The following is a 20,516-nucleotide window of genomic DNA, read 5'->3' as shown; positions in this document are numbered from 1 at the left end:
GGGCGCTCAGTCGTTCAGATGCTCAGACCTCAGGCGCTCAGACGCTCAGGCGCTCGCGACAGGCGAGATCGCGAAGCAGGGCGAGCGCGCTGCGCGCGGTGGCGTCGTTCTGCCGGAAGGCGGGGCCGCCCGTGCGCGGCCGGGTGAAGGCCCCGCTCGCGCGGGCGGTGGTGTGCGGGCCGAGCGCGAAACGGCGTAGATGCGGGCGGCCCTCGCGGTCCAGCACCCGGCCGTCCCCGGGGTCCACCGAGAGCAGTCCGCCCGGGGTCGCGGCGGCACCGTCCGCGTACAGCGCGCGCAGCAGCGGGCTGCGGGTGCGCTCCAGCGAGGGCTCCGGCAGCCGGGCCTCGACCAGGGCCCGCGCCTCGATCCACTCCCCCGGCACGCTCGCGCTGCCCGCCCGGAAGATCCCGCGCCGCTCGTCGGCCTCGACGGTGACGCCCGCGCCGAGGAAGCGGACGACGCCCGCGCGGGAGAGCGCGAGGAGTTGGCGCAGCCGGGGTCCTGGCGGGCCCGAGGCGAGATAGCTGAAGAAGCCGTGCCACCAGCCGCCGACGTCGCCGAGCCGGATCAACTGCCCGTAGACGGAGAGCAGTCCGAGGAAGACGGCGAGGTCTTCGCTGTGGCCGGGGTCGTGGTGGCGTTCGAGGTCGGCCGCGATATAGCCGCGCAGCCCGTCCTGGAGTACGTCGTACGAGGAGAACCGCATCCCGTCCAGGGGGTGGTCGAGCGCATCGAGGTCGAGACGGTCGGCGGGGTCGGGGACGGAGGCGGCGACAAGCGTGAGCAGTTCGGGGCTGCCGGGCTCGGCGGCTGCGTACTTCTCCTCGAAGTCGCACCAGTTGACCGAGGTGCGCTCGGGATGGGCGGCGAAGAGCCGGTGGTAGTGGGCGTAGCCGAGCTCTTTGTCGATGAGGGGCCAGATGTCACGCCGGAAGTCCGGGCGATCGGACCTCCTGAGCAACATGTCGACTTCCGCCGGCCCGAAGAAGCGGGGCAGCGGGGGCCGTTCGCCCCGCCAGCTGTAGCCGATCTTGGAGTGGTACGGGACGCCGCGCCGCGATCCGACGTACAGCACCGGCTCCCGGCCGGAAGGCACATACTCGCCGTTCTCATGCCGTCCGCCGCGTCCCTCGGTGAGCAGCACCATCAGATCGATGAAGGCGAGCCCGAAGCCGCGGACGATGACCGGTTCGCCGGCCGGGAGGACGGAGAGATCGCTGTCCGCGGTGAAGTCCGGCGGCAGATGGAGCAGCTTGTTGCGTCGCGCGAAGTCCGCCAACTCCACCTGCTCGTCGTCGAGTTCGGCGTCGAGATGGCCCAGGGTGAGCACGACCAGATCGGCGATGAGCGGCTCCGTACGCCCTTCGAGCCAGACCCGCTGGCGGCCGTCGCGCGGACCGCGGACGCGCAGGGCCCGCGCCCGGTGCTCGTGCACGGTGACGGTCGGCGGCAGGGCCGCCACCGCCTCCTCGTACACCCAGCGCAGATACGCGCTCTGCTGCTGCCTGCTGGGAAAGGACTGGCCGTCGAGACCTGCCCACTCCGCGAGCGTGGGGCCCGGCAGTACGGGCCCGTCCAGCGTGACCGTGTCGTCGGTGAACATGGTGACGTCCTCGGCCATGGAGTTCATCCACAGGAGCGGGGACTGCTCGTGCCGCCAGATCCGGCCGCCGCCCGGCGGATGCGGGTCCACCAGATGGATGTCCAGGGGCAGATCGGCATACAGCTCAGGGGCGTTGGCGGCCAGTCGCTCCAGGAAGCCGGTCCCCCGCGGACCGGCTCCGATCACGACGACGGACGTCATCGCGCACCTGCTGTGCCGCGTGCGTAGTACTTCTCGACGTAGTGCTGCCCGACGCTGAGCACCGAGGTCACCACGGTGTACCAGACGGTGGCGACGAGCAGCAGCGGCACGACCTGGTAGGTGCGGTGGTAGACGAGCTGCACCGAGTAGAGCAGGTCATGTACGGCGATCACGCTGACGATCGAGGTGCCCTTGAGGGTGCCGATGAGCATGTTCCCGGCGGGCGGCACGATGGAGCGCATGGCCTGCGGCAGCACGATCCGGCGCAGTCGGCGCCACCGCCCGAGGCCGAGCGACTCGGCGGCCTCGATCTGTCCCCGCTCGACGGAGAGGATGCCGCCGCGCACCACTTCGGCGGCGTACGCGGCCTCGTGCAGCGTGAGCCCGATGATCGCGATGGTGACCGGTCCGAGCAGATCGACCGTCTTGATGCCGAGGATCTGCGGGTAGAGCGCTCCGATGTTGAACCAGAACAGCAGCTGCACCAGGATCGGCGTCGAGCGCAGCAGCCAGGTGTATCCCCAGCTGACGTTGCGCAGAACGGGGTTGGCGGAGAGCCGCATCACGGCGAGAAGAGTGCCGAGCGCGAAGCCCAGCACCATGACAACGCCGGTCAGCCAGAGGGTGAGTCCGAGGCCGCGCAGTACGGCGGCCGAGGTGAAGTAGTCGCCGACGACGTCCCATTGGAACGCGTCATTGCGTATGACGGAGTTGAGGGCGCCCGCGAGCAGCAGGAGGACGGCAACTGCCGCCGCCCACTGGCCGGTTCGGCGTACGGGCACGATGCGCGGCTGTACGGCGTCGGTCTCGGCGGGCTCGCCCGCTGGGGACGCTGGAGATTCAGGGGTCCCGGGGAGGGTGTCTGTGGGCACAGCCATACGAAGGCTCCGTGGATGCAGAGATCGAACACGGGAATGCCTTCACCAGAAAACACAGGTGGACCGAGCCCCTCAGCACGATCCGTACTTGAGGCTGAGGGGCAGCGCGGCCTGCTGTCAAGCCTGTCCACACTGTGAGCCGTATGTCTCAGCGCATTTGACGCAGAAACGGATGCCTGTTCCACTTAGGCCATGCATTCGCAGCAGTGGCTGGTCACGCGCTCCCACATCGACTTCGGTCGCGTGTGGTCCTCTTCCTGTTGAGCTGACCCCGCTGCTTTTCCGACGCATCTCCGCGTCGTCTTTCCGCGCCTTCACTCACACAGCACCGCGCGTCGCGCACCCCTCCCCTCGCCACACCCCTGTTTCCTTCTGCCTGCTCGAAGAAGGGCACGCATGACGTTCACCCCGAGCCGTGGTTCCGCGCTGTCCGTGCACCGGACCACGGTCGACGACCCCCTGGCCCGCCCGCTTCTCGATGAGCTGGCCCACGAGTACACCAGCCGGTACGGCTCCGCCTCCGATCTGGAGCGCTACCCGTCCGAGGAGTTCGCTCCGCCCGACGGCGCGTTTGTGCTGCTCCTGGAGCAGGGCCGGCCCGTGGCCGGAGGCGCGTACCGCCGCTATGACGCGAGCACCGCCGAGCTGAAGAGGATCTGGACGCACTCCGGGCACCGCCGCAGGGGCCTTGCCCGGCACGTGCTGCAGGTGCTCGAACGGGAGGCAGCCGACCGTGGCTACTCCCGGATCCATCTGACCACCGGACCCCGTCAGCCCGAGGCCAAGGGCCTCTATCTGGCGGCCGGATACCGCCCGCTCTTCGATCTGTCCGCAGATCCGGAGTCGCTCGGCCACCTGCCGTTCGAGAAACATCTGGAGACCCACACATCATGAGCCGGACACGCCACGCCGTCGCCTTTGCGCTGATCACAGCCGCCGCGCTCACGCTCACCGGCTGCGGCTCCGGCGACCCGGCGACCGCCGGCGTCGGGGCCGAGCCGGGCGCCAAGCCGGGGAAGATCCCCACGACCGATGTCGTGTCGTCGGTCACGAAGGACGAGGCGGCCGCAAAGCTGCTGCCTGCCGATGTACGCAGCCGGGGCACGCTCACCATCGCCAGCGCCGTGAGCACCCCGCCGGGCGCCACCTATCTGGAGGACGGCAAGACCGTCGTCGGCCAGGACATCGACTTCGCCGAGGCGGTCGCCAGAGTCCTCGGGCTGCGGCTCAAGCGCGAGGTGGCGAGCTTCGAGGCGATCCTGCCGGCGCTGGGCAGCGGCAAGTACGACCTGGGCACCGGGAACTTCGGTGTGACCGACGAGCGCCGAAAGACCATCGACTTCGTCACGTACATCAATGACGGCCAGGGCTTCGCCGCGCTCAAGAGCAGCAAACTGACGAAGATCTCCGACTTCACCGATCTGTGCGGCCTCAATGTGGCGACCGGGGCCGGCACCACGTTCGAGGCGTCGCTGGAGAAGAACAAGGACAGCTGCTCCAAGGCGGGCAGGAAGCCGTACAAGATCCAGACCTACGCCGAGACGGGCGCGATCTGGATCTCCCTCCAGCAGGGCCGCAGCGATGTGGTGATGAGCACGATCAACGGGCTGCGCTACGCCGTCACCCAGCAGGGGGACACGAAGTTCCTCAATGAGTTCAAGCGGCTCGACGTCGGCTTCGCCTTCGAGAAGGGCACCCCGCTGGCGCCCGCCTTCCAGGCCGCGGTGAACAGGCTCAAGACGGACGGGACGTACGACCGGATCCTGAAGAAGTGGGGCACCACCGAGTCGGCGATCGAGAAGTCCGAGATCTCGCCGCCCGAGATCAAGTGAGCCGCTACCGGGTCCCGGGATCACGTGAGCTGACGCCGGATCCCGGGATCACGTGAGCTGACGCCGGGTCAGCATCCGTCGCAGGGGCAGCAGCAGTCACAGGCGGAGCACTCGCAGCTGGGGCAGTCGCAGTCCCGGCAGCAGCCCTCCCGCTTCTTGCGGGACCAGGGACCTTCGTACTCCTTGGCGCAGCAGATCTGGCAGGTGCAGAAGAGGCCGGTGAAGACGGCGCAGCCGGCCAGGAAGCCGCGCTTCTTCGGCTTCGGCGGTTCGCCGCCGAACTGGGGAGGCAGCCCACCGGGGCCGCCGGGCCCGCCCGGCGCCCCCGGGTTGCCCCCGCCGTAAGGGCCCCCGCCGCCGTAGGGGTTGTTCGTGTTGTACGGCCCGTGGCCGCCGCCCTGGTACGGACTTCCGTGCTGGGGCGGCTGCTGCGCTCCGTACCCCGCGTGCGAACACGTCGTCGTGCCGAACGCCCGGTTCACCGAGTTCCGCAGCTCATGCGCGAGCAGCACATGCACAAGACCGTCGTCCACGAAACGGGCGTCGCGCAGCGCGAGGCGCACCCCGTGCACCGCGTCGTCGGCCAGTCGGCGTGCCTCGGCGAGCGAGGTGCCGGTCGCGGTGAGCGGGTTCCAGGCGCCCGACGCTGCGTCAGCTTCTCTGTCCTCCACGGCATCCAGCAGATGAGCAAGTCGCCCGAAGAGCTTTCCGGCCTCGGCGAGCGGGGCTGCGTTCTCGGGCCGCCCTGCCAGTACGGCGGTGTGGGCGAAGGCGGCCGCAGTGGCCGTCTCGGTCGGTTCGGTGACCGTCAGCAGCGAGGTGCCCGGGCCGGCCAGCGCTTCGATGCCGCTCTGCCGGTCGACCGCGTCGAGCAGCACCGCGGTGTCGAAGCCGAGCGCGGAGCCGGTGCGCGCCCCGGCCCGGTCCCAGCCGGCGGCGACCTTGCGGGCGGCGGCCGCCACCGGCCTGCGGGCCAACACGCCGTCCCGGTCGGCGACGTGGTCCCGTACCTTCGCGGACGCCAGCACCAACGAGACGGCGGCCGCGAGCCGCGCTCCCTCGCCTCTGGCGACGGGAGCGGTACGCATGGCACGCAGTGGACAGGGGCCTGCGGTGCGCCGGGAGGCCGGGGTGCGCTCGGCCTGAGCCTCCGTCAGAACCGAGACGATCAGACCGTCGTAGTTGGTCACGACCCTTGCGAACTGGCCGTGGTCGGCGCGAAGTGCCAGGCAGAGCCCGCAGAGATGGGCCATCCACTCGGTCTTCAGCCCGTCGCCGAGGCGGTGAGTGCATGGCCTGACGATTCCGAACACAACGTCCCCCGAGAGTCGTTCAACAGTGCGGCACGCATCGTATCGAGCGAACCGTTCACCTGTACGTCTCCGACGTCACCCGTCTGGCCGGACTTTCATATTTTGGGCTGATCATGCTCCGCCTGCGGGAAGAACCTTGACGAATCGACACATCTTCTGCACCAGTACCGTCACGAATCCCCTGTGCGGCGACTATCCACTTGGCGCGCGATCCGCATTATGGACGACCATAGGGGGATGCGGAACGGGCAGAAGACCGCAGAGAGCGGACTGCAGTGAAAGGAGGCGTCCATGGGATCTGTGCGCAAGGCAAGCGCCTGGCTGGGACTCGTCGAGGACGGCGACGAGCGTTACTACGACGACGAGTACGCCGAGGGTGCTGAGGCCGCTGACGCGTGGGTCACCGACCCGCGGGTGCGCGTGGCCTCCGAGTCCGCCGAGGAAGCGGGCCGCCGGATCGCCACGGTGTCACCGGACAGCTTCCGGGACGCCCGTGCCATCGGTGAGCTGTTCCGGGACGGCGTCCCGGTCATCGTCAACCTCACGTCCATGGAGCCCTCCGACGCCAAGCGCGTGGTGGACTTCGCCGCGGGACTGACCTTCGGGCTGCGCGGCTCGATCGAGCGCGTCGCCACCCGGGTCTTCCTGCTGAGCCCCGCCGACACCCAGGTCGTCAGCGGGGAAGCAGCGGGCCGCGGGCAGGACGGATTCTTCAACCAGAGCTGAGCAGGGCGCTCGCCGGCCGACGAGCCCGTCCGACGCGGGACACGGGCTGCCGGGTCACCGGAAGGCGTCGAGGCCGGTGAGCGCCTTGCCCAGCACGAGCTGATGCATCTCGACGGTGCCCTCGTAGGTGAGCACCGACTCGAGATTCGTCGCATGCCGCATCACGGGGTACTCCAGCGAAATTCCGTTCGCACCCAGGATGGTGCGCGAGGTGCGACAGATCTCGATCGCCTCCCGCACATTGTTGAGCTTTCCGAAGCTGACCTGCTCCGGGCGGAGCCTGCCCGCGTCCATGCGGCGGCCCAGATGGTGCGCGAGCAGGATGCCCTTGTGCAGTTCCACCGCCATGTCCGCGAGTTTGGCCTGGGTGAGCTGGAAGCCGCCGATCGGCCTGCCGAACTGCTCGCGGGTCGTCGCGTACTCGAGCGCCGACTCGAAGCTGGCACGCGCGGCCCCCATCGAGCCCCAGACGATTCCGTAGCGGGCGTGCGTGAGACAGCTCAGCGGGCCCTTCAGACCGGTGACGTCCGGCAGTACGGCGTCGGCCGGCAGCCGCACGTCGTCCATGACCAGCTCGCTGGTGACGCTGGCGCGCAGCGACCACTTGTGCTTGATCTCGGGGGCGGAGAAGCCCGGGGCGTCGGTCGGTACGACGAAGCCGCGGATGCCCTCGTCGGTCTGCGCCCATACGACGGCGACCCCGGCCACCGAGCCGTTGGTGATCCACATCTTGCGGCCGGTCAACACCCAGTCCGAGCCGTCGCGCTTGGCGAAGGTGCGCATACCGGCCGGGTCCGAGCCGTGGTCGGGCTCGGTGAGGCCGAAGCAGCCGATGATCTCGCCCGCCGCCATGCCGGGCAGCCACCGCTGCTTCTGCTCCTCGGAGCCGAAGCGGTGGATCGCGTACATGGCGAGCGAGCCCTGTACGGAGACGAGCGAGCGGATGCCGGAGTCGGCGGCTTCCAGCTCCAGGCAGGCGAGTCCGTACTGGACGGCGGTGGCGCCCGCGCAGCCGTAGCCCTTCAGCGACATGCCGAGCGCGCCGAGCGCACCGAGCTCCCGGGCCAGTTCGCGGATGCCGGGCAGCTCGCCGCGCTCGTACCAGTCGGCGATGTACGGCAGCACGCGGTCGGCGGCCCAGTCGCGGACGGTGTCGCGGATCGCCAGGTCCTCGGGGTCGAGCAGATCGTCGATGCCGAGGGGATCGCTCGGGTCGAAGGGTGCGGGCTTCGAGGGTGCGGACATGACGTGGCCTCCGGCGGCGTTCACACGGCGGAACTCGGAAAACTAGCAGTGTTAGTTACGGGCTCCGCACGACGTTACGACTCAGTGTGCCGCGCGTCCAGACCCGGTGGCCTCGGCCGGTTCGCGGCTCGCCGGGAGCGAGACCTCCGGACGCCGCGGCCTGGGGCATTTCTCGACCGCCGTCGCGCATTCCATGATCTTCGGCAGTCGCAGCGCGGCGAGCGCGCCGAGCAGCAGCAGACCCACGCTGACCAGGAGCGTGACATGGAGTCCGCTGACAAAGGAGTGGCGGGCCGTGGTGCGCAGCACCTCGCCGGCCGGGCCGCCGAGCCGGTCCGCCACCTGGTAGGCCTCACCCAGCGAGTGGGAGGCCGCCGCCCTGTCCCGGGCCGGGACTGAGGCGAGCGAGGAGAAGGCGGGGGCGTAGGCGGCGTTCATGACGCTGCCGAGCATTGCGATGCCCATGCCCGCGCCCAGCTGGTAGGAGGTCTCGCCGATGGCGGCCGCTCCGCCGGCCTGGTCCGCGGGGGCCTCGCTGAGCATCGACTCGTACGCGCCGAACAGCGTGGTCTGCAGTCCGAAGCCGAGCAGTACGAAGGCGGTGGTGAGCAGCCAGGGCCGGTCGTGCTGTCCCATCAGGACCAGCAGCAGCACCGCGGCGGCGGTCAGCACAAAGCCCCAGCCGACCATCCGGCGCGGGCCTGTGCGGTTCAGCGTGTGCGAACCGGTGGCGCCCGCGGCCATCGCGGCGAAGGTGAGCGGCAGCAGTCGCAGACCGGTCTCCAGCGGGCTGAGACCGAGCACCAGCTGGAGGTACTGGACGGCTATCAGTTCCAGGCCGACCAGGGCGAGCATCGCGAGGATGATGCAGCCGACCGAGGTGGAGAAGGCGGCCCTGGCGAACATCCGCATGTCGATCAGCGGGTGTTCGCGGCGCCTTTGGCGCCGTACGAACAGGGCGAGCAGTGTGGCGCCCAGCAGCAGCGGTGCGGTCGTGCGGATGTCGAGGAGGCTGTCGCCGGCGCCCAGTCGCTTCACACCGAGAACCACGCCGAGCACTCCGGCCGCGGCCATCAGCGCGCCGAGCACGTCCCAGGGCCCGTCGGCGCCGCCCCTAGACTCGGGCAGCAGCCAGCGGCCGACGGGCAGTATCAGTGCCATCAGCGGAATGTTGATCAGGAAGACCGAACCCCACCAGAAGTTCTCGACGAGAAAGCCGCCGAGGACCGGTCCGGTGGCCGCGCCGACCGCGGCGACCGCGGTCCAGATGCCGATCGCCGTCGCCCGCTCCCGCCGGTCGGGGAAGACCGCGCGGAGTATCGAGAGCGTCGCGGGCATGATCATCGCGCCGCCGACGCCGAGCAGTGCACGGGCGGCTATCAGCACTTCCGGCGTGGTCGCGAGTGCTGCGACCGCGGATGCGATGCCGAATATGCCGTAGCCGAGCAGCAGCACCCGGCGGCGGCCGACCCGGTCGCCGAGCGTGCCGAAGAGGATCAGCAGCGAGGCGCAGATGAGGGGGTACGCGTCCACGACCCACAGCAGCTCGACGCCGCTGGGGCGCAGATCCTCCGTGACGGCGGGCACCGCGACGTGCAGCACGGTCGCGTCCAGCGCGACGAGCAGCAGGCTGACGCAGAGGACGACGAGGACGACCCAGCGGTTTGCACCGCCGCCGGCGGCACGCAGACGTGCTCCGGCCGTGGTCGTCACGGACATGTACGTACCTCCCAGTGAGTCCCTCGCGCTCGGCGGGCCGGCCCGGGACTGTACCGCTGTCCCGCGGGGCGGCCCGGCATCGACGGGCGAGTGAGCCGTCAGCGTACGCGAGTTCCGGCGTGCCGCGCGTGGCCCAGCTCTCACCTCGTCGGACACCGGCATGTGGCGTACGCCACGCGACGGCCGGTCCGGGACCGGTCCCGGACACCGCCGAACGAGAGGAAAATTCCGTACGGGACGGCGGTGAACTATTATTTGCTTCCCAGAAAGGACCCCAGGTGAGGGGCCCCGGAGCAATACGGATGCAAGGTCACCGGGATTTCCGAATTAGCCCGGAATAAATGCCGATCTGAGACCTACTCCACATCACATCGTCATCACAAAGACGCTGGTTCGGCCTAGCCGCACCTTCACTCGCTGTAACGTCGATTGGGTGCGTACCGACATCTTTGCCCGCCTGGACCGGGAGCCGGAGCCGCCGAAGATAGAGATCCCGCGGATGAGCCGCATCCGTCTCGCCCTCTTCGGCGGGACTTCTGCGTTCTATCTCGCCATCGTCGTGGCCGTGTTGGCCCCGACCTGGTTGGTGATCATCGACTGGAAGGTCATGCTCTTCCGGCCCTACCAGCAGTGGCCGGAGCTGCACGCCTTCCTCGACTACTTCGTGGTGCTCGGACAGCGCGGACCGACGGCCGTGATGGTGGCGGCCTGGCTGGGCTGGCGCTCCTGGCGCCAGCACACGCTGCGTCCCCTGCTGGCCCTCGGCGCCGCGCTGCTCCTGCTCAATGCGACGGTGGGCGCCGTCAAGATCGGACTCGGCCGGCTCGGCCCCCACTACGCGACGCAGATCGGCTCCGCCGAGCTCTTCGCCGGCGGCGATATATTTCCCTCCGGACATACCGCCAACGCGGTCGTGACCTGGGGAATCCTGGCGTATCTGGCCACCACTCCGCGGGCCAGACGCTATCTGTCGGCCCTGTCGGCAGTGGTCTCCCTGGGCGTCGGACTGACCACCGTGTACCTCGGCACGCACTGGCTGAGTGATGTGCTGCTCGGCTGGGCGGCCGGGCTGCTGATCCTGCTCGCGCTGCCCTGGTGCGAGCCGCTGATCGGCAGCGCGGAGGCCTGGATCCTCTCGCTGCGCGAGCAGTGGCGTGCGCGTCGTCGGCTCGCTCCCTCGCGGCCGGTTGCCGTCGGTGGGCCGAGGCCGGGGATATTCCCGCAGCGTGGGCCGGCCGAAGAGCAGGAGCCGGCTCGCGAGCCGGTGGCCGCGGTCGGCGGCAGGGCCACCGGCCGCACAACGACCCAACTCGCCCAGCCCAGGCCGCACACGGTGCGTTCCGAGCGGACTCCCGTCACGCCGTCCGGCAGCCGCCGTCCACCGACCTCACGGCCGGTGACGGGCGGCTGAAGCAGTCACCCTGGTTCGTGGTGGACGTGGGCCAGGGGGCGTTGGTGGTTGCTGTCCGGCGGTGGGTTTCGCATGGAGACCCACCAATCAGTCACCCTGGTTCGTGGTGGACATGGGCCAGGGGGCGTTGGTGGTTGCTGTCCGGCGGTGAGTTTCGCAGGGAGACCCACCAATCAGTCATCCTGGTTCGTGGTGGACATGGGCCAGGGAGCGTTGGTGGTTGCTGTCCGGCGGTGGGTTTCGCAGGGAGACCCACCAATCAGTCACCCCGGTTCGTCAAGGCGTGCAAAAGGCCCCGACCAGCAGGTCGGGGCCTTTGCCATGTGCCAGTCGGGGCGGTCAGCCCGGCCAGCAGCGGGTGACTTTGCCGCCCTGCACCTCGAAGTTGAGCCGGCCCACCAGATACTCCATGGTGATGATCGCGCCCGGCGGGAGCGACCTGACGGTGGTCCAGCCGCGCTCACGGGCCTGCTGCTCGGCGCCCTCGGCGGGGAGGCCGACATACGACTCCGGAGAGTCGTCGGGCTGTGCGGGAGGGGTCGGTTTCGGTGCCATGACACCCACCGTAGGCGGCCGCGGACGGTGACGGAAGCGGGGGGCGAAGCCTGCGTCAGCAGCCTCACGTACCCCACCGGTCACGCTTCTGTCACAGGACCGCGACACGCGTTCAGCTCAAACTCCGTCACTCGAACGAGCAGTTCATCGCGGCCCCCATGACAATTCGAAACCCCTTGGTGATCATGCTGAATTCCCGCGTCGAATTGTCCGGGGCGGACGTCGGCGGATGAATTGACAGACCGCTGGAGAATTCACCGGTTCCTTACACAATCCCCCCGCTGCTTGGAACGGTCCCGGCGTCGAGGGCACGGGAAAGGCGGTCCCGGACCGCCCTGATGTGCTCGGTCAGCTCCGGCGGCTCGACCACCTCGAAGTCCACGCCCATGAGCATCACGTGGATCACCAGTACGTCCAGGCTCGCCGCCCCCGTGCGCAGCAGCGAGGTCCTCTCGTCGACCGCCTCCAGGACGCCGTCGGAGGGTCCGACGATCTGCGCGGCCAGCTCTGCGGAAGTGTGCAGCCGGATGACCGCCTGCGCTGCGTAGGCGTGGGTGGAGACGCCCTTGGAGACATACGCGGCCAGATCCTCGGCCGGTGGGGTACGGGGCGCGAAGCGCGGGCCGTGCGGCGGCTTGGGGGTGATCCGGTCGGCCCGGAACGTACGCCAGTCGCCGCGGTCCAGGTCCCAGGCGACCAGATACCAGCGGCGCTCGGTGCACACCAGGCGGTGCGGTTCGACGGTGCGGCGGGTGCTGGAGCCGCCGTGGTCGAGGTAGGCGAAGCGCAAGCGCTCGCCGTCCCGGCAGGCGTTGGCCAGGTCGGTGAGGACGGAGGCGTCGACCTGGGCCTGCGGCGCCCGCAGCATCGGCACGGTGAAGGCGTTGAGCGCACCGACCCGGCGGCGCAGCCGGTTCGGCAGCACCTGCTCCAGCTTGGCCAGGGCGCGTACGGAGGTCTCGCCGATGCCCTCGATGCCTTGGCCGGCGGCAGTGCGCAGGCCGACCGCGACGGCCACCGCCTCTTCGTCGTCGAGCAGCAGCGGGGGCAGCTCGGCACCGGCGCCGAGCTGGTAGCCGCCGCCGGTGCCGGGGCTGGCGTTGACCGGGTAGCCGAGCTCGCGCAGCCGGTCCACGTCGCGCCGTACCGTGCGCGGTGTGACGCCCAGCCGGTCGGCCAGGTCGGCGCCGGACCATTCGCGGTGGGCCTGCAGCAGTGAGAGCAGGCGCAGCAGGCGTGCCGAGGTCTCCAACATGCACGGAAGTCTGCCAGCCCTTGAGGACAGCCGCTGTCCTCAAGGCCGGCGCATCAGACCTTCTTCAGCTCACTGCGCCGACCCGGACACAGAGTTCGTTGTCGCTCTTGTAGCAGGGAAGAGCCCGGTAGGTGTCCGTCGTCCGCGCCGGGTAGACGAAGATGTTCTTCCTGTCCCAGAGGTCGTCCAGGAGGCGGGCGATCCGTATCCCGTCGGCGTCCGCCGCGGGCAGCAGCCACAGGTCCCACAACTGCTCCTTGTCGAGGGGCTGTTCGGCCATCGCACCGAACGACAGGGTGAAGGAGAAAGCCCTGCCCCCGCCGCTCGCCGGGACCCGGAGCACATGGGAGCTGCCGCGCAGCCGCGCCTCGGCGACGGCCCCCTCCCCCAGCTCGGCGCCGTACAGCACGCCCTGGACCGTCATGGCACCACGCTCCGGCGCGAGAGTGATGTCCCCGGCCTCGGCGTGCGGGGCCCGCAGCCAGGAGCGCACGGCGAGCCTGCCGTCCACGGTCGGGTACGGGACCCGCGCGGCGACCCCGTCGGCGTCGGGCGCGCGGTCCACGAGCGCCCGCAGATCACGTATGCCGGGCTCGACGGCCTCGTCGCCGACGTACGCGTCCCAATTGCCCTCGGCCAGCTCGACCGTGCTCGGCAGTACGGCACGCGAGGTGCCGTCCCCCGAAGGAGTGAGCGGTAGTCGTGCCTCGTCCTCCGCGCCCTCGCCCCCGCGCCGCTTCAGCACGAGCACGGCGTCCGGCGCGCCCGCTCCGGCGATGTCGAAGGTGACGCCGCCCGCGGAGTCGGCGATGCAGTCGGCGCGGGGCGCCCGTCGCTCGGTGTCCGTGGTCATCAGGGTCTGTTCCCTTTCCGGAGCAGGTCGGCGGCCAGCCGGCGCAGCGAGTACACGACGTCGTACAGCGCGGCCCGGCCGCGGAGCACGGCGTCGCGCACGCGGCTGCGTTCGCCACGCGCGACCAGCCCGGTGAACACGGCCTCGTGGCGCTCGGCGATCCGTGCCGGGTCGAAGCGGGCGGAGGCGGCGAGCGCCGCCTTTCCGGTGCGCCGCCGCAGCTCGTCGTCCTCGATCAGCGAGAGCAGCGCGTCGGCGATCGCGTCCACGTCGCCGACCGGCACCAGACGGCCGTCCACACCGTCATCGATGATCTCGCCCGGCCCGTGCGGGCAGTCGGTGGAGACGACCGGGACGCCGCAGCGCATCGCCTCGACGATCGTCATGCCGAACGATTCCCGGCTTGAGGTGACCGCGGCGATCGAGCCCTTGACCCACTCCGGTTCGAGGGGGTTCGCGGGGCCCATCAGGAAGACGTGGTTGTGCAGGGCGCGTTCGTCGATGAGGGCGCGCAACGCATTCTTCTCGTTGCCGGTCGCATCCCCGCTGCCGTAGATCCGCAGCCGCCAGTCGGGGCGGGCGGCGACCACCTTGGAGAAGGCCTTGACCAGCAGGTCGTACCGCTTGATCCCGGTCAGCCGGCCGGCCGCGACGATCCACTTGCCGGCGCAGTCTGCGGGCGCGACAAGAGGGGCGGGCACGCTGTTGGGCACCGACTCGATCCGTACGCCGGGCAGTTTCAGGCGTTCGCGGTAGGAGCGGGCGTCCGCCTCGGTGACGGTGGTGACCGCGTCGAGGAGGGGGTAGCGGTGAGCGATCTCGCGGCGCATCCGCTGGCCGTGGCTGTCCAGCGTGAGGTGTTCCTGGGCGATGCGGACCGGGCCGCGGCGGGTCTGGCGGGCGATGTGCACATTGAGCCCGGGGCGGGTGCCGACGACGACATCGGCCCGCAGGGAGCCCAGATGGGCGGCGATCCGGGCGTCGGTGAGGCGGCTGTACTGCTTGTGGCGGCCGTCGCCGCGGGGAAAGACCCTGGCCGGGCGCTGGTACTCCGGGTGGTCGCCGTCGTAGCCGGGGCTCTTCGTCCGCAGGTCGACGAGGTGCTTCATGGTGACGCCGACCGGAGCGCCCATGGTGGGCTCGTCGCGGTGGCGGAAGACGGAGACGATCTCGACCTCATGGCGCTCGGCCAGCGCCTCGGCGAGGTTGAAGGTGGTCCGGATCGTCCCGCCGATGCCATACGCGTTGTGGAGCAGAAAAGAGATGTGCATGCGCTGCCGCGCCCCCAGTTTTTCGTGTGTGCAGGAGTGGACTTTACTTGTCTCCTAAGGCCGATACGGGAGCTGGGGCACGGTGAAGCAGTTCTTGGTCATGTCGCCCTGGGTGACCCAGCCCCTGCCGTCCTGCCAGCGGGCGACGGACAGACAGGTGCGGCGGGTCTTCGGGGGTTCGGCGAGCTTCTCGAACGTGACGGGCAGCAGCAGCCCGCGGGCGGTGTACGGCTCGGGGCGGTTCATGAACCGCTCGACGCAGGCGCGGCTGAGATCCGCCTTGCAGGACCGGGCAGCGTCGGTGAACCACATGGCGGCCGCCCAGCCCTCCAGCTGCCACTGGGAGAGCTCGCGGCCCTTCATCGCGGCACGGAATGCGCGTACGGCGGGATGGGACACGTCCTCGTAGTTGCGGCTCGATCCGGTCACCCACAGCGCATTGCGGCAGCTCGGCGCGGACTTGAAGTCCTTGGGCACGGTCGACGCCCAGTTCTGCACATTGGTGACCTTGGCGGTGACGTGCACGCCGACGGCGTCCATCTCCTCGCACAGCTGGGCGTTGCCGTGTGTGTCCAGGGCGTCGAAGACGAGGTCGGCCCCCTGCTGTCCGATGTCGGCCGCTACGGCGCGGAAGTTGGGCAGCGCGAAGTCGACCTGCTCGGTGACGACGTGATAGCCCTCGGCCCTCAGGCCCTGGGTGATCAGACGGGCGTACGCGGCGGATGAGGCCTGGTTGTAGGAGACGACGGCGGCGGTGCGGGCGCCCTGGGTGCTCTTGAAGTAGCGGTAGACCTCGGTGCCGCCGTAGAGAGTGCCGTGCCAGCCGGGAGGGTCGCCGGTGCGCGGGGCGAGGCTGCCGTAGATCCCGTACAGATGCGGATAGGTGTCGTAGGCCGGGCCGATGGGCTGGCCGCCGATGTCGGGGACGCCGGCCTTGGCGACGAGGGGTGCGCCCGCGTAGTCCAGGGCGGTGGTGGCGACCAGGGCGAAGACCTTCTGCTCGTCGATCAGCTTGTGCACGCACTCGTTGTTGCCGACGCCGCTGCCGCCGTCGTCGCAGGTGAGCACTTCGATGCGGCGGCCGTCGACGCCGCCGTCGGCGTTGAGCGTGTCGAAATAGGCCTTGGCTCCTTCGCCGGGACCGGTGAAGGCGGCGCCGCCGACCGGGCTGGTGGCGCTGGAGATGATCCCGACGCGGATCGGTTCCGCCCCGCTGCTGCGTACGGGTGATGAGGTGCCCTCGAAGGCGCTCTCCGGCAGCCGGCTGCCGCAGGCGGCGCTCCCGGTCAGGAGGGCCGCGAGCAGCAGGGCTTCAGCAGCCCGGCGCGGCCGCATTGCCGCTGAGCTGGACCAGTGCGCAGAGCGTCTTCACGGAGACCTTCCAGGTCTGGTCCTGGTAGACCGCGCTGCCCTTGGAGCCGGGCAGGGCGGGGGTGCCGCCGACCAGCAGGTCATAGGTGACGGTGGCCTCGGTGGCCGAGGTGAACTGCACGTCCGTGACCTTCGCCGAGGACTGCGCGGCGTTCTTGTCGCCGCTGAACGCGGCCAGCAGCGGCCGCAGTTGGTCGCCGTTCTCCAGGACCTTGACCTTGGCGTCCGTGGTCGCCTTGGGATCGAAGAACGTCGTCCAGTTCTTCATGATCTCGGCCTTGGCGGCGGCGGGGTCCGCGGGGGCGCTCGCGGCCGGCGCGCTGGCCGTGGGCGGGGCCGTGGCACTCGGAGTCGGGGTCGTGGACCCGCCGCCGCCCTCGTCCGAACATCCTGCGGCGGCGGGTACGAGTATCAGTACCGCGGCGGCCGCCCATGCCGCGGTTCTGGGGTGCCTGACATGGACCATCTGGCTCACCACCGGTTGTCGGCTTCCAGCGTCTGTCCGTTCAGGGCATAGTGCAAGGAATCGGCGTACATCACCAGACGTACATCACCCGAGGTACATCACCAGGCGTCCGTCACCGGACGTACGTCACCAGAGCGGGAGGCTCCTCATGCCGACGTCCCGGCTGCTGTGGTGGGGCGGGCTCGCGGCGGCCGCGGGAGGTGCGGTGCTGTGCGCGATCGGCTGGTACGGAGTGTCCGGCGAGCGCTTCGCCGCGCGGCAGATCCCCTATCTGGCCTCCTGCACAGTGCCGGGTGCGGCGCTGCTGGTGGCAGGGGCGGTGCTGGTGGCGGCGGGACGGATCGCCGTACGGAGCGAGGCCCGGACGGCCGCCGGCGCGGCGGAGGCCCCGGCCACGCCGGACGTCCCGGCCTGGGACCCGCCCTCGTCGGACGGGCCCGTGCTGTGTGTGCCCGGCGGGACGCTGGCGCACCGCCCTGACTGCCCGCTGGTCGCCGGCAAACCGGAGGCCGAGCCGGTCGGTGACCGGAAGCTCGGCCCGTGCCCCGTGTGCGAGCCGCGGGTCTGAACGGGTGAGCTCGCTGACGTACGACCTCACCCTCGCGGGGCTCGCGGTCGGCAGTGCGGCCGCGCTCACCGGGATCGGACTGATCGTCACCTACCGGGCGACGGGCGTGCTCAATCTGGCGCACGGCGCCATCGCGATGGTCTGCGCGTATGTGCTGCGGCAGTTCGCGGTGGAGTGGGGCTGGCCGCTGCCGCTGGCCGCGGCGGTGACGCTGCTGGTGGTCGCCCCCGGGATCGGGCTGGTCCTGGACCGGCTGGTCTTCCGCCCGATCGCGATCCTCGAGGTGGATCCGGCCCGCGCTCTGGTCGCGTCGATCGGTGTGTTCGTGCTTCTCGTCGGGGGCGCGGCACTGGTGTGGGGCAGCGGGGCACGGGCGGATGCGCCGCAACTGCTGCCGGACGAGCCGTGGGTGCAGCTGGCGGCGGTGCTGCTGCTGGCCGCGCTGGTCACCGCGGTCACCCGGTGGACCCGCTTCGGCCGTGAACTGCGCGCCGTCGTCGACAACCGCACGCTCGCGGCGCTGGGCGGTATCGACGCGGACCGGGTGTCGGCGGTGGGCTGGGCGTTCGGCTCGTTCACGGCCGGATTCACGGGTGTGCTGCTCGCTCCGTACGTACGCCTGGATCCCTACGGTCTGCCGCTGCTGGTCGTCGAGGTGATCGCGGTCGCTGTGCTGGCGCGGATGAAGAGCCTGACCGTGGCGGTGGTCTCGGCGCTGGCGATCGGTGTGGCGCAGGCTCAGATGACGAGGCTGCATCCGTCGGGATGGGAGGAGTCCCTGCTCCAGACGGTGGGCGCGAACCTGTTCGTGGTGGCGCTGCTGATCGCGGCGCTGTTGCTGCCGGGGGTGGGCGCGCAGGGCACGGTGGCGCGGGCGGCCGAGCCGGCGGTGCGCGTGCCCGGTGTCGTGTGGCTGGTGGCCACGATCCTCTTCCTGCTCCCGCTGGGCCTCGCGGGCTCGGACCTGCAAACGTCGATCCAGGTTCCTGCGCTGGCGGTGATTCTGCTGTCGCTGGTGGTGGTGACGGGCCGGGGCGGGCAGATCTCGCTGGGCCAGGCGGCGTACGCGGGTCTGGGCGCGCTCTTCACCGCGCTGCTGGCGGCCGGTCGCTTCCCCGCTCTTCCGGCGATGCCCGAACTGCTCGCCCTGGCGGTCGCGGTGCTGCTGGTCGCACCCCTGGGCCTGCTGACAGGCTGGCCGGCGATCGGCCGGCACGGCCTGGCGCTGGCGCTGGCGACGCTGGCGGTGGGGGTGGGGGTGAGCCGCTTCGTCTTCGCACAGCCGTACGCGACGGCGGGGCTCTCCCTGTCGCGGCCGGCGGGACTCTCCTCCGACCGCGCGTACTACGTGGTCGAACTGGTGGTCCTGGCGGGCGCGTTGCTGGCCGTCGCCGCGCTGCGCCGGGGCCGTACGGGCCGTGCGCTGGCGGCCCTGCGCGACCACGAGCCGGGCGCCTCGGCGGCGGGCGTCCGCGTCGCCTCCCTCAAACTCCTCGCCTTCGTCCTGGGCGCGGCCCTGGCGGCCCTGGGCGGCGGCCTGCTGGGCATGGGGCTGCGCGCCTTCGACCCTGCGGCGTACGACCCGGTCCGCGGCCTGCTCTGGTTCGCCGCGGTGGTGGTCCTGGGCGCGGACAACCTGGTGGGCCCGCTGGTCGCGGCAGCCCTGTTGGTGGGCCTGGACGCGGGAGCCCGCGGCGGCGTGGCGGCGGCGCTGATCGGCATCCTGGCGATCCTGATCGGCCGTTTCCCGGACGGCCCGAACCGGGCGCTGCGGGGTCTTGGGCTGAGCTCACACCGGGTCCGCGTGCGGGCCGGAGCGACCCGCGAGGCTACGGGCACAAAGCCCCGGCCGGGCCGGGCCCACGGCTCCGGCGCGTCCGCTCATAGGCTCGTCGCCCGCCAAGTGCGGCTCAGATACCGGGACTTCACCGCCCTCGACGGCGTCGACATCACGCTCACCGCAGGACAGGTCACCGCCCTCGTCGGAGCCAACGGCGCCGGCAAGAGCACCCTGTTCCACTGTCTGTGCGGGACGCTGCGGCCCGATGCCGGGCGGATCGAGCTCGACGGGGTCGACATCACCCGGCGTGCCGCCCACGCGCGGACGCGGCTCGGGATCGCCAGGACATTCCAGCAGCTCGCGGTCTTTCCCTCGCTGACCGTCGAGGAGAACGTACGCATCGGTGCCGAGCAGGGCCGCAGGCGCGACCCCTCCGCCGTCGGGCCCGTGCTGCGGCTGCTCGGGCTCGACGGGCCCATCCGGCACCAGCCCGCCGCCGGCCTTTCCACCGGGGCCCTGCGGCGCGTCGAGATCGGGCGGGCGCTCGCCGGGGGGCCGCACACCCTGCTGCTCGACGAGCCCACCGCAGGGCTCGACTCCGTGGAGGCCGAGGCACTCGCCCGCATCCTCGGCGCGCTCGCCGCCGACGGCATGGCCGTGCTGGTCGTCGAACACGATCTCGATCTCGTCGCGCGCATCGCACACACCGTGCATGTCATGGAGGCGGGGCGGATCGTGCGATGACCCTGGAGATCGAGCTGCGCGCCGCCCGCGTACGGTACGGCCCCCTGGAGGCCCTGCACGGCGTCCGCCTTCCCGTGCCCGCCGGCGCCCTCACCGTGCTGATCGGGCGCAACGGCTCGGGCCGTACCACCGCCCTGCGCGCCCTCGCCGGGACCGTGCCGCTCTCCGCCGGGCGGGTGCTGTGGCGCGGCGCCGACGTCACGGGCCTGCACGCCCACGAACGGGCCCGCCGCGGCATGTGCTTCGTACCGGATCTGCGTGCCGTGTACGACACCCTCACCGTCGCGGAGAATCTCGGACTCGCCGCGCCGGACGGGGACTTCGCCCGTGCCCTCGACGGCTATCCCGCTCTGCGGCCACTGCTGGCACGCCGGGCCGGCACGCTCTCCGGCGGCGAACAGCGCATGCTCGCGGTCTCCCGCGCACTTCTGTCGCCCGCCCGCGTGCTCCTCCTCGACGAACCCGCCCAGGGCATGTCGCCCGCCGTCGCGGCACGCACGTACGAACTCCTGCGCGCCCTCGACGCCGCCGTGGTCGTCGCCGAACAGCGCCTGCCGCCCGGTCTGGACGACGGCCGCACACCGGTCCTCGTCCATGAACTGCGCCGTGGCTCCGTCGCGTTCAGCGGCGAGTCCGCCGAGCTCGCTGCGGAGTGACCCGCGATCGCCTCCCGCCGTCACCGCCGTGGGCAGCCCCACCGGTCCGGACCGGCGGGGCTGCCC

At 70.8% G+C, this 20,516-nt stretch carries 18 protein-coding genes; 7 read left to right on the top strand and 11 right to left on the bottom strand.

Annotated elements, in window-relative coordinates:
• Positions 1-37: 37 nt before the first annotated feature.
• Positions 38-1,807, bottom strand: coding sequence for an FAD/NAD(P)-binding protein (locus tag ACI2LP_RS28055; protein WP_404727306.1), 1,770 nt, complete (start codon positions 1,805-1,807; stop codon positions 38-40).
• Positions 1,804-2,685, bottom strand: coding sequence for an amino acid ABC transporter permease (locus tag ACI2LP_RS28050; RefSeq protein WP_404727305.1), 882 nt, complete (start codon positions 2,683-2,685; stop codon positions 1,804-1,806). The genes ACI2LP_RS28055 and ACI2LP_RS28050 overlap by 4 nt, the downstream gene beginning before the upstream one ends.
• 396 nt (positions 2,686-3,081) lie before the next feature.
• Between ACI2LP_RS28050 and ACI2LP_RS28045 the strand changes: the two genes are divergently transcribed.
• Complete coding sequence (locus ACI2LP_RS28045) at positions 3,082-3,579, top strand: GNAT family N-acetyltransferase (RefSeq protein WP_404727304.1); 498 nt, start codon at positions 3,082-3,084, stop codon at positions 3,577-3,579.
• Positions 3,576-4,517 carry an ABC transporter substrate-binding protein gene (locus ACI2LP_RS28040; RefSeq protein ID WP_404727303.1) on the top strand — a complete coding sequence of 314 codons (942 nt, stop codon included), beginning with the start codon at positions 3,576-3,578 and terminating at the stop codon, positions 4,515-4,517. The genes ACI2LP_RS28045 and ACI2LP_RS28040 overlap by 4 nt, the downstream gene beginning before the upstream one ends.
• A gap of 68 nt (positions 4,518-4,585) precedes the next feature.
• Here ACI2LP_RS28040 and ACI2LP_RS28035 read toward each other — a convergent pair whose 3' ends face one another.
• Positions 4,586-5,830, bottom strand: coding sequence for a DUF5685 family protein (locus ACI2LP_RS28035; RefSeq protein ID WP_404727302.1), 1,245 nt, complete (start codon positions 5,828-5,830; stop codon positions 4,586-4,588).
• 291 nt (positions 5,831-6,121) lie between these two features.
• Between ACI2LP_RS28035 and ACI2LP_RS28030 the strand changes: the two genes are divergently transcribed.
• Complete coding sequence (locus tag ACI2LP_RS28030) at positions 6,122-6,556, top strand: cell division protein SepF (RefSeq protein WP_360881481.1); 435 nt, start codon at positions 6,122-6,124, stop codon at positions 6,554-6,556.
• A gap of 54 nt (positions 6,557-6,610) precedes the next feature.
• Here the strand turns inward: ACI2LP_RS28030 and ACI2LP_RS28025 are convergent, their stop codons facing one another.
• Together ACI2LP_RS28025 and ACI2LP_RS28020 are read right to left on the bottom strand one after the other, a co-directional pair.
• Positions 6,611-7,801: an acyl-CoA dehydrogenase family protein gene (locus ACI2LP_RS28025; protein ID WP_404727301.1), complete on the bottom strand. Its 1,191-nt coding sequence runs from the start codon at positions 7,799-7,801 to the stop codon at positions 6,611-6,613.
• Positions 7,802-7,882: 81 nt separating this feature from the next.
• Positions 7,883-9,520, bottom strand: coding sequence for an MFS transporter (locus ACI2LP_RS28020; RefSeq protein WP_404727300.1), 1,638 nt, complete (start codon positions 9,518-9,520; stop codon positions 7,883-7,885).
• Between the two features lie 433 nt (positions 9,521-9,953).
• Between ACI2LP_RS28020 and ACI2LP_RS28015 the strand changes: the two genes are divergently transcribed.
• Complete coding sequence (locus ACI2LP_RS28015) at positions 9,954-10,931, top strand: phosphatase PAP2 family protein (RefSeq protein ID WP_404727299.1); 978 nt, start codon at positions 9,954-9,956, stop codon at positions 10,929-10,931.
• Between the two features lie 339 nt (positions 10,932-11,270).
• Here the strand turns inward: ACI2LP_RS28015 and ACI2LP_RS28010 are convergent, their stop codons facing one another.
• The 6 genes from ACI2LP_RS28010 to ACI2LP_RS27985 form a co-directional block, all read right to left on the bottom strand.
• On the bottom strand, positions 11,271-11,486 hold the full coding sequence (locus ACI2LP_RS28010) for an I78 family peptidase inhibitor (protein ID WP_404727298.1): 216 nt from the start codon (positions 11,484-11,486) through the stop codon (positions 11,271-11,273).
• A 265-nt stretch (positions 11,487-11,751) separates the two neighbouring features.
• Positions 11,752-12,741, bottom strand: coding sequence for a helix-turn-helix transcriptional regulator (locus ACI2LP_RS28005; RefSeq protein WP_404727297.1), 990 nt, complete (start codon positions 12,739-12,741; stop codon positions 11,752-11,754).
• A 64-nt stretch (positions 12,742-12,805) separates the two neighbouring features.
• Positions 12,806-13,594 carry a hypothetical protein gene (locus tag ACI2LP_RS28000; protein ID WP_404727296.1) on the bottom strand — a complete coding sequence of 263 codons (789 nt, stop codon included), beginning with the start codon at positions 13,592-13,594 and terminating at the stop codon, positions 12,806-12,808.
• Entirely contained in the window at positions 13,594-14,865 is a 1,272-nt protein-coding gene (locus ACI2LP_RS27995) for a glycosyltransferase family 4 protein (protein WP_404727295.1), read from the bottom strand. Before ACI2LP_RS27995 ends, ACI2LP_RS28000 begins: the two co-directional genes overlap by 1 nt.
• A 54-nt stretch (positions 14,866-14,919) precedes the next feature.
• Positions 14,920-16,200 carry an ABC transporter substrate-binding protein gene (locus ACI2LP_RS27990; RefSeq protein ID WP_404727294.1) on the bottom strand — a complete coding sequence of 427 codons (1,281 nt, stop codon included), beginning with the start codon at positions 16,198-16,200 and terminating at the stop codon, positions 14,920-14,922.
• Positions 16,178-16,702 (bottom strand): hypothetical protein, encoded by a 525-nt coding sequence (locus tag ACI2LP_RS27985; protein ID WP_404727293.1) that lies wholly within the window; start codon positions 16,700-16,702, stop codon positions 16,178-16,180. Before ACI2LP_RS27985 ends, ACI2LP_RS27990 begins: the two co-directional genes overlap by 23 nt.
• 148 nt (positions 16,703-16,850) lie before the next feature.
• On the opposite strand from ACI2LP_RS27985, the gene ACI2LP_RS27980 reads away from it, so the two are divergent.
• From ACI2LP_RS27980 to ACI2LP_RS27970, 3 genes are read left to right on the top strand one after another with little or no spacing between them, the layout of a single operon-like run.
• Positions 16,851-17,270, top strand: a complete 420-nt coding sequence (locus ACI2LP_RS27980; RefSeq protein WP_404727292.1) for a hypothetical protein — start codon at positions 16,851-16,853, stop codon at positions 17,268-17,270.
• 4 nt (positions 17,271-17,274) lie between these two features.
• Positions 17,275-19,794, top strand: a complete 2,520-nt coding sequence (locus ACI2LP_RS27975) for an ATP-binding cassette domain-containing protein (protein ID WP_404727291.1) — start codon at positions 17,275-17,277, stop codon at positions 19,792-19,794.
• The gene (locus tag ACI2LP_RS27970; RefSeq protein ID WP_404727290.1) at positions 19,791-20,450 is read left to right on the top strand and encodes an ATP-binding cassette domain-containing protein; all 660 of its coding nucleotides are present in this window, start codon (positions 19,791-19,793) and stop codon (positions 20,448-20,450) included. The genes ACI2LP_RS27975 and ACI2LP_RS27970 overlap by 4 nt, the downstream gene beginning before the upstream one ends.
• Positions 20,451-20,516 lie beyond the last annotated feature (66 nt).

The sequence above is a fragment of the Streptomyces sp. NPDC019890 genome (genome assembly GCF_044903445.1).
Taxonomy (GTDB): domain Bacteria; phylum Actinomycetota; class Actinomycetes; order Streptomycetales; family Streptomycetaceae; genus Streptomyces.
The sequence above is the reverse complement of the archived record's forward strand: the minus strand, read 5'-3'. Positions and strand labels throughout refer to the sequence as shown.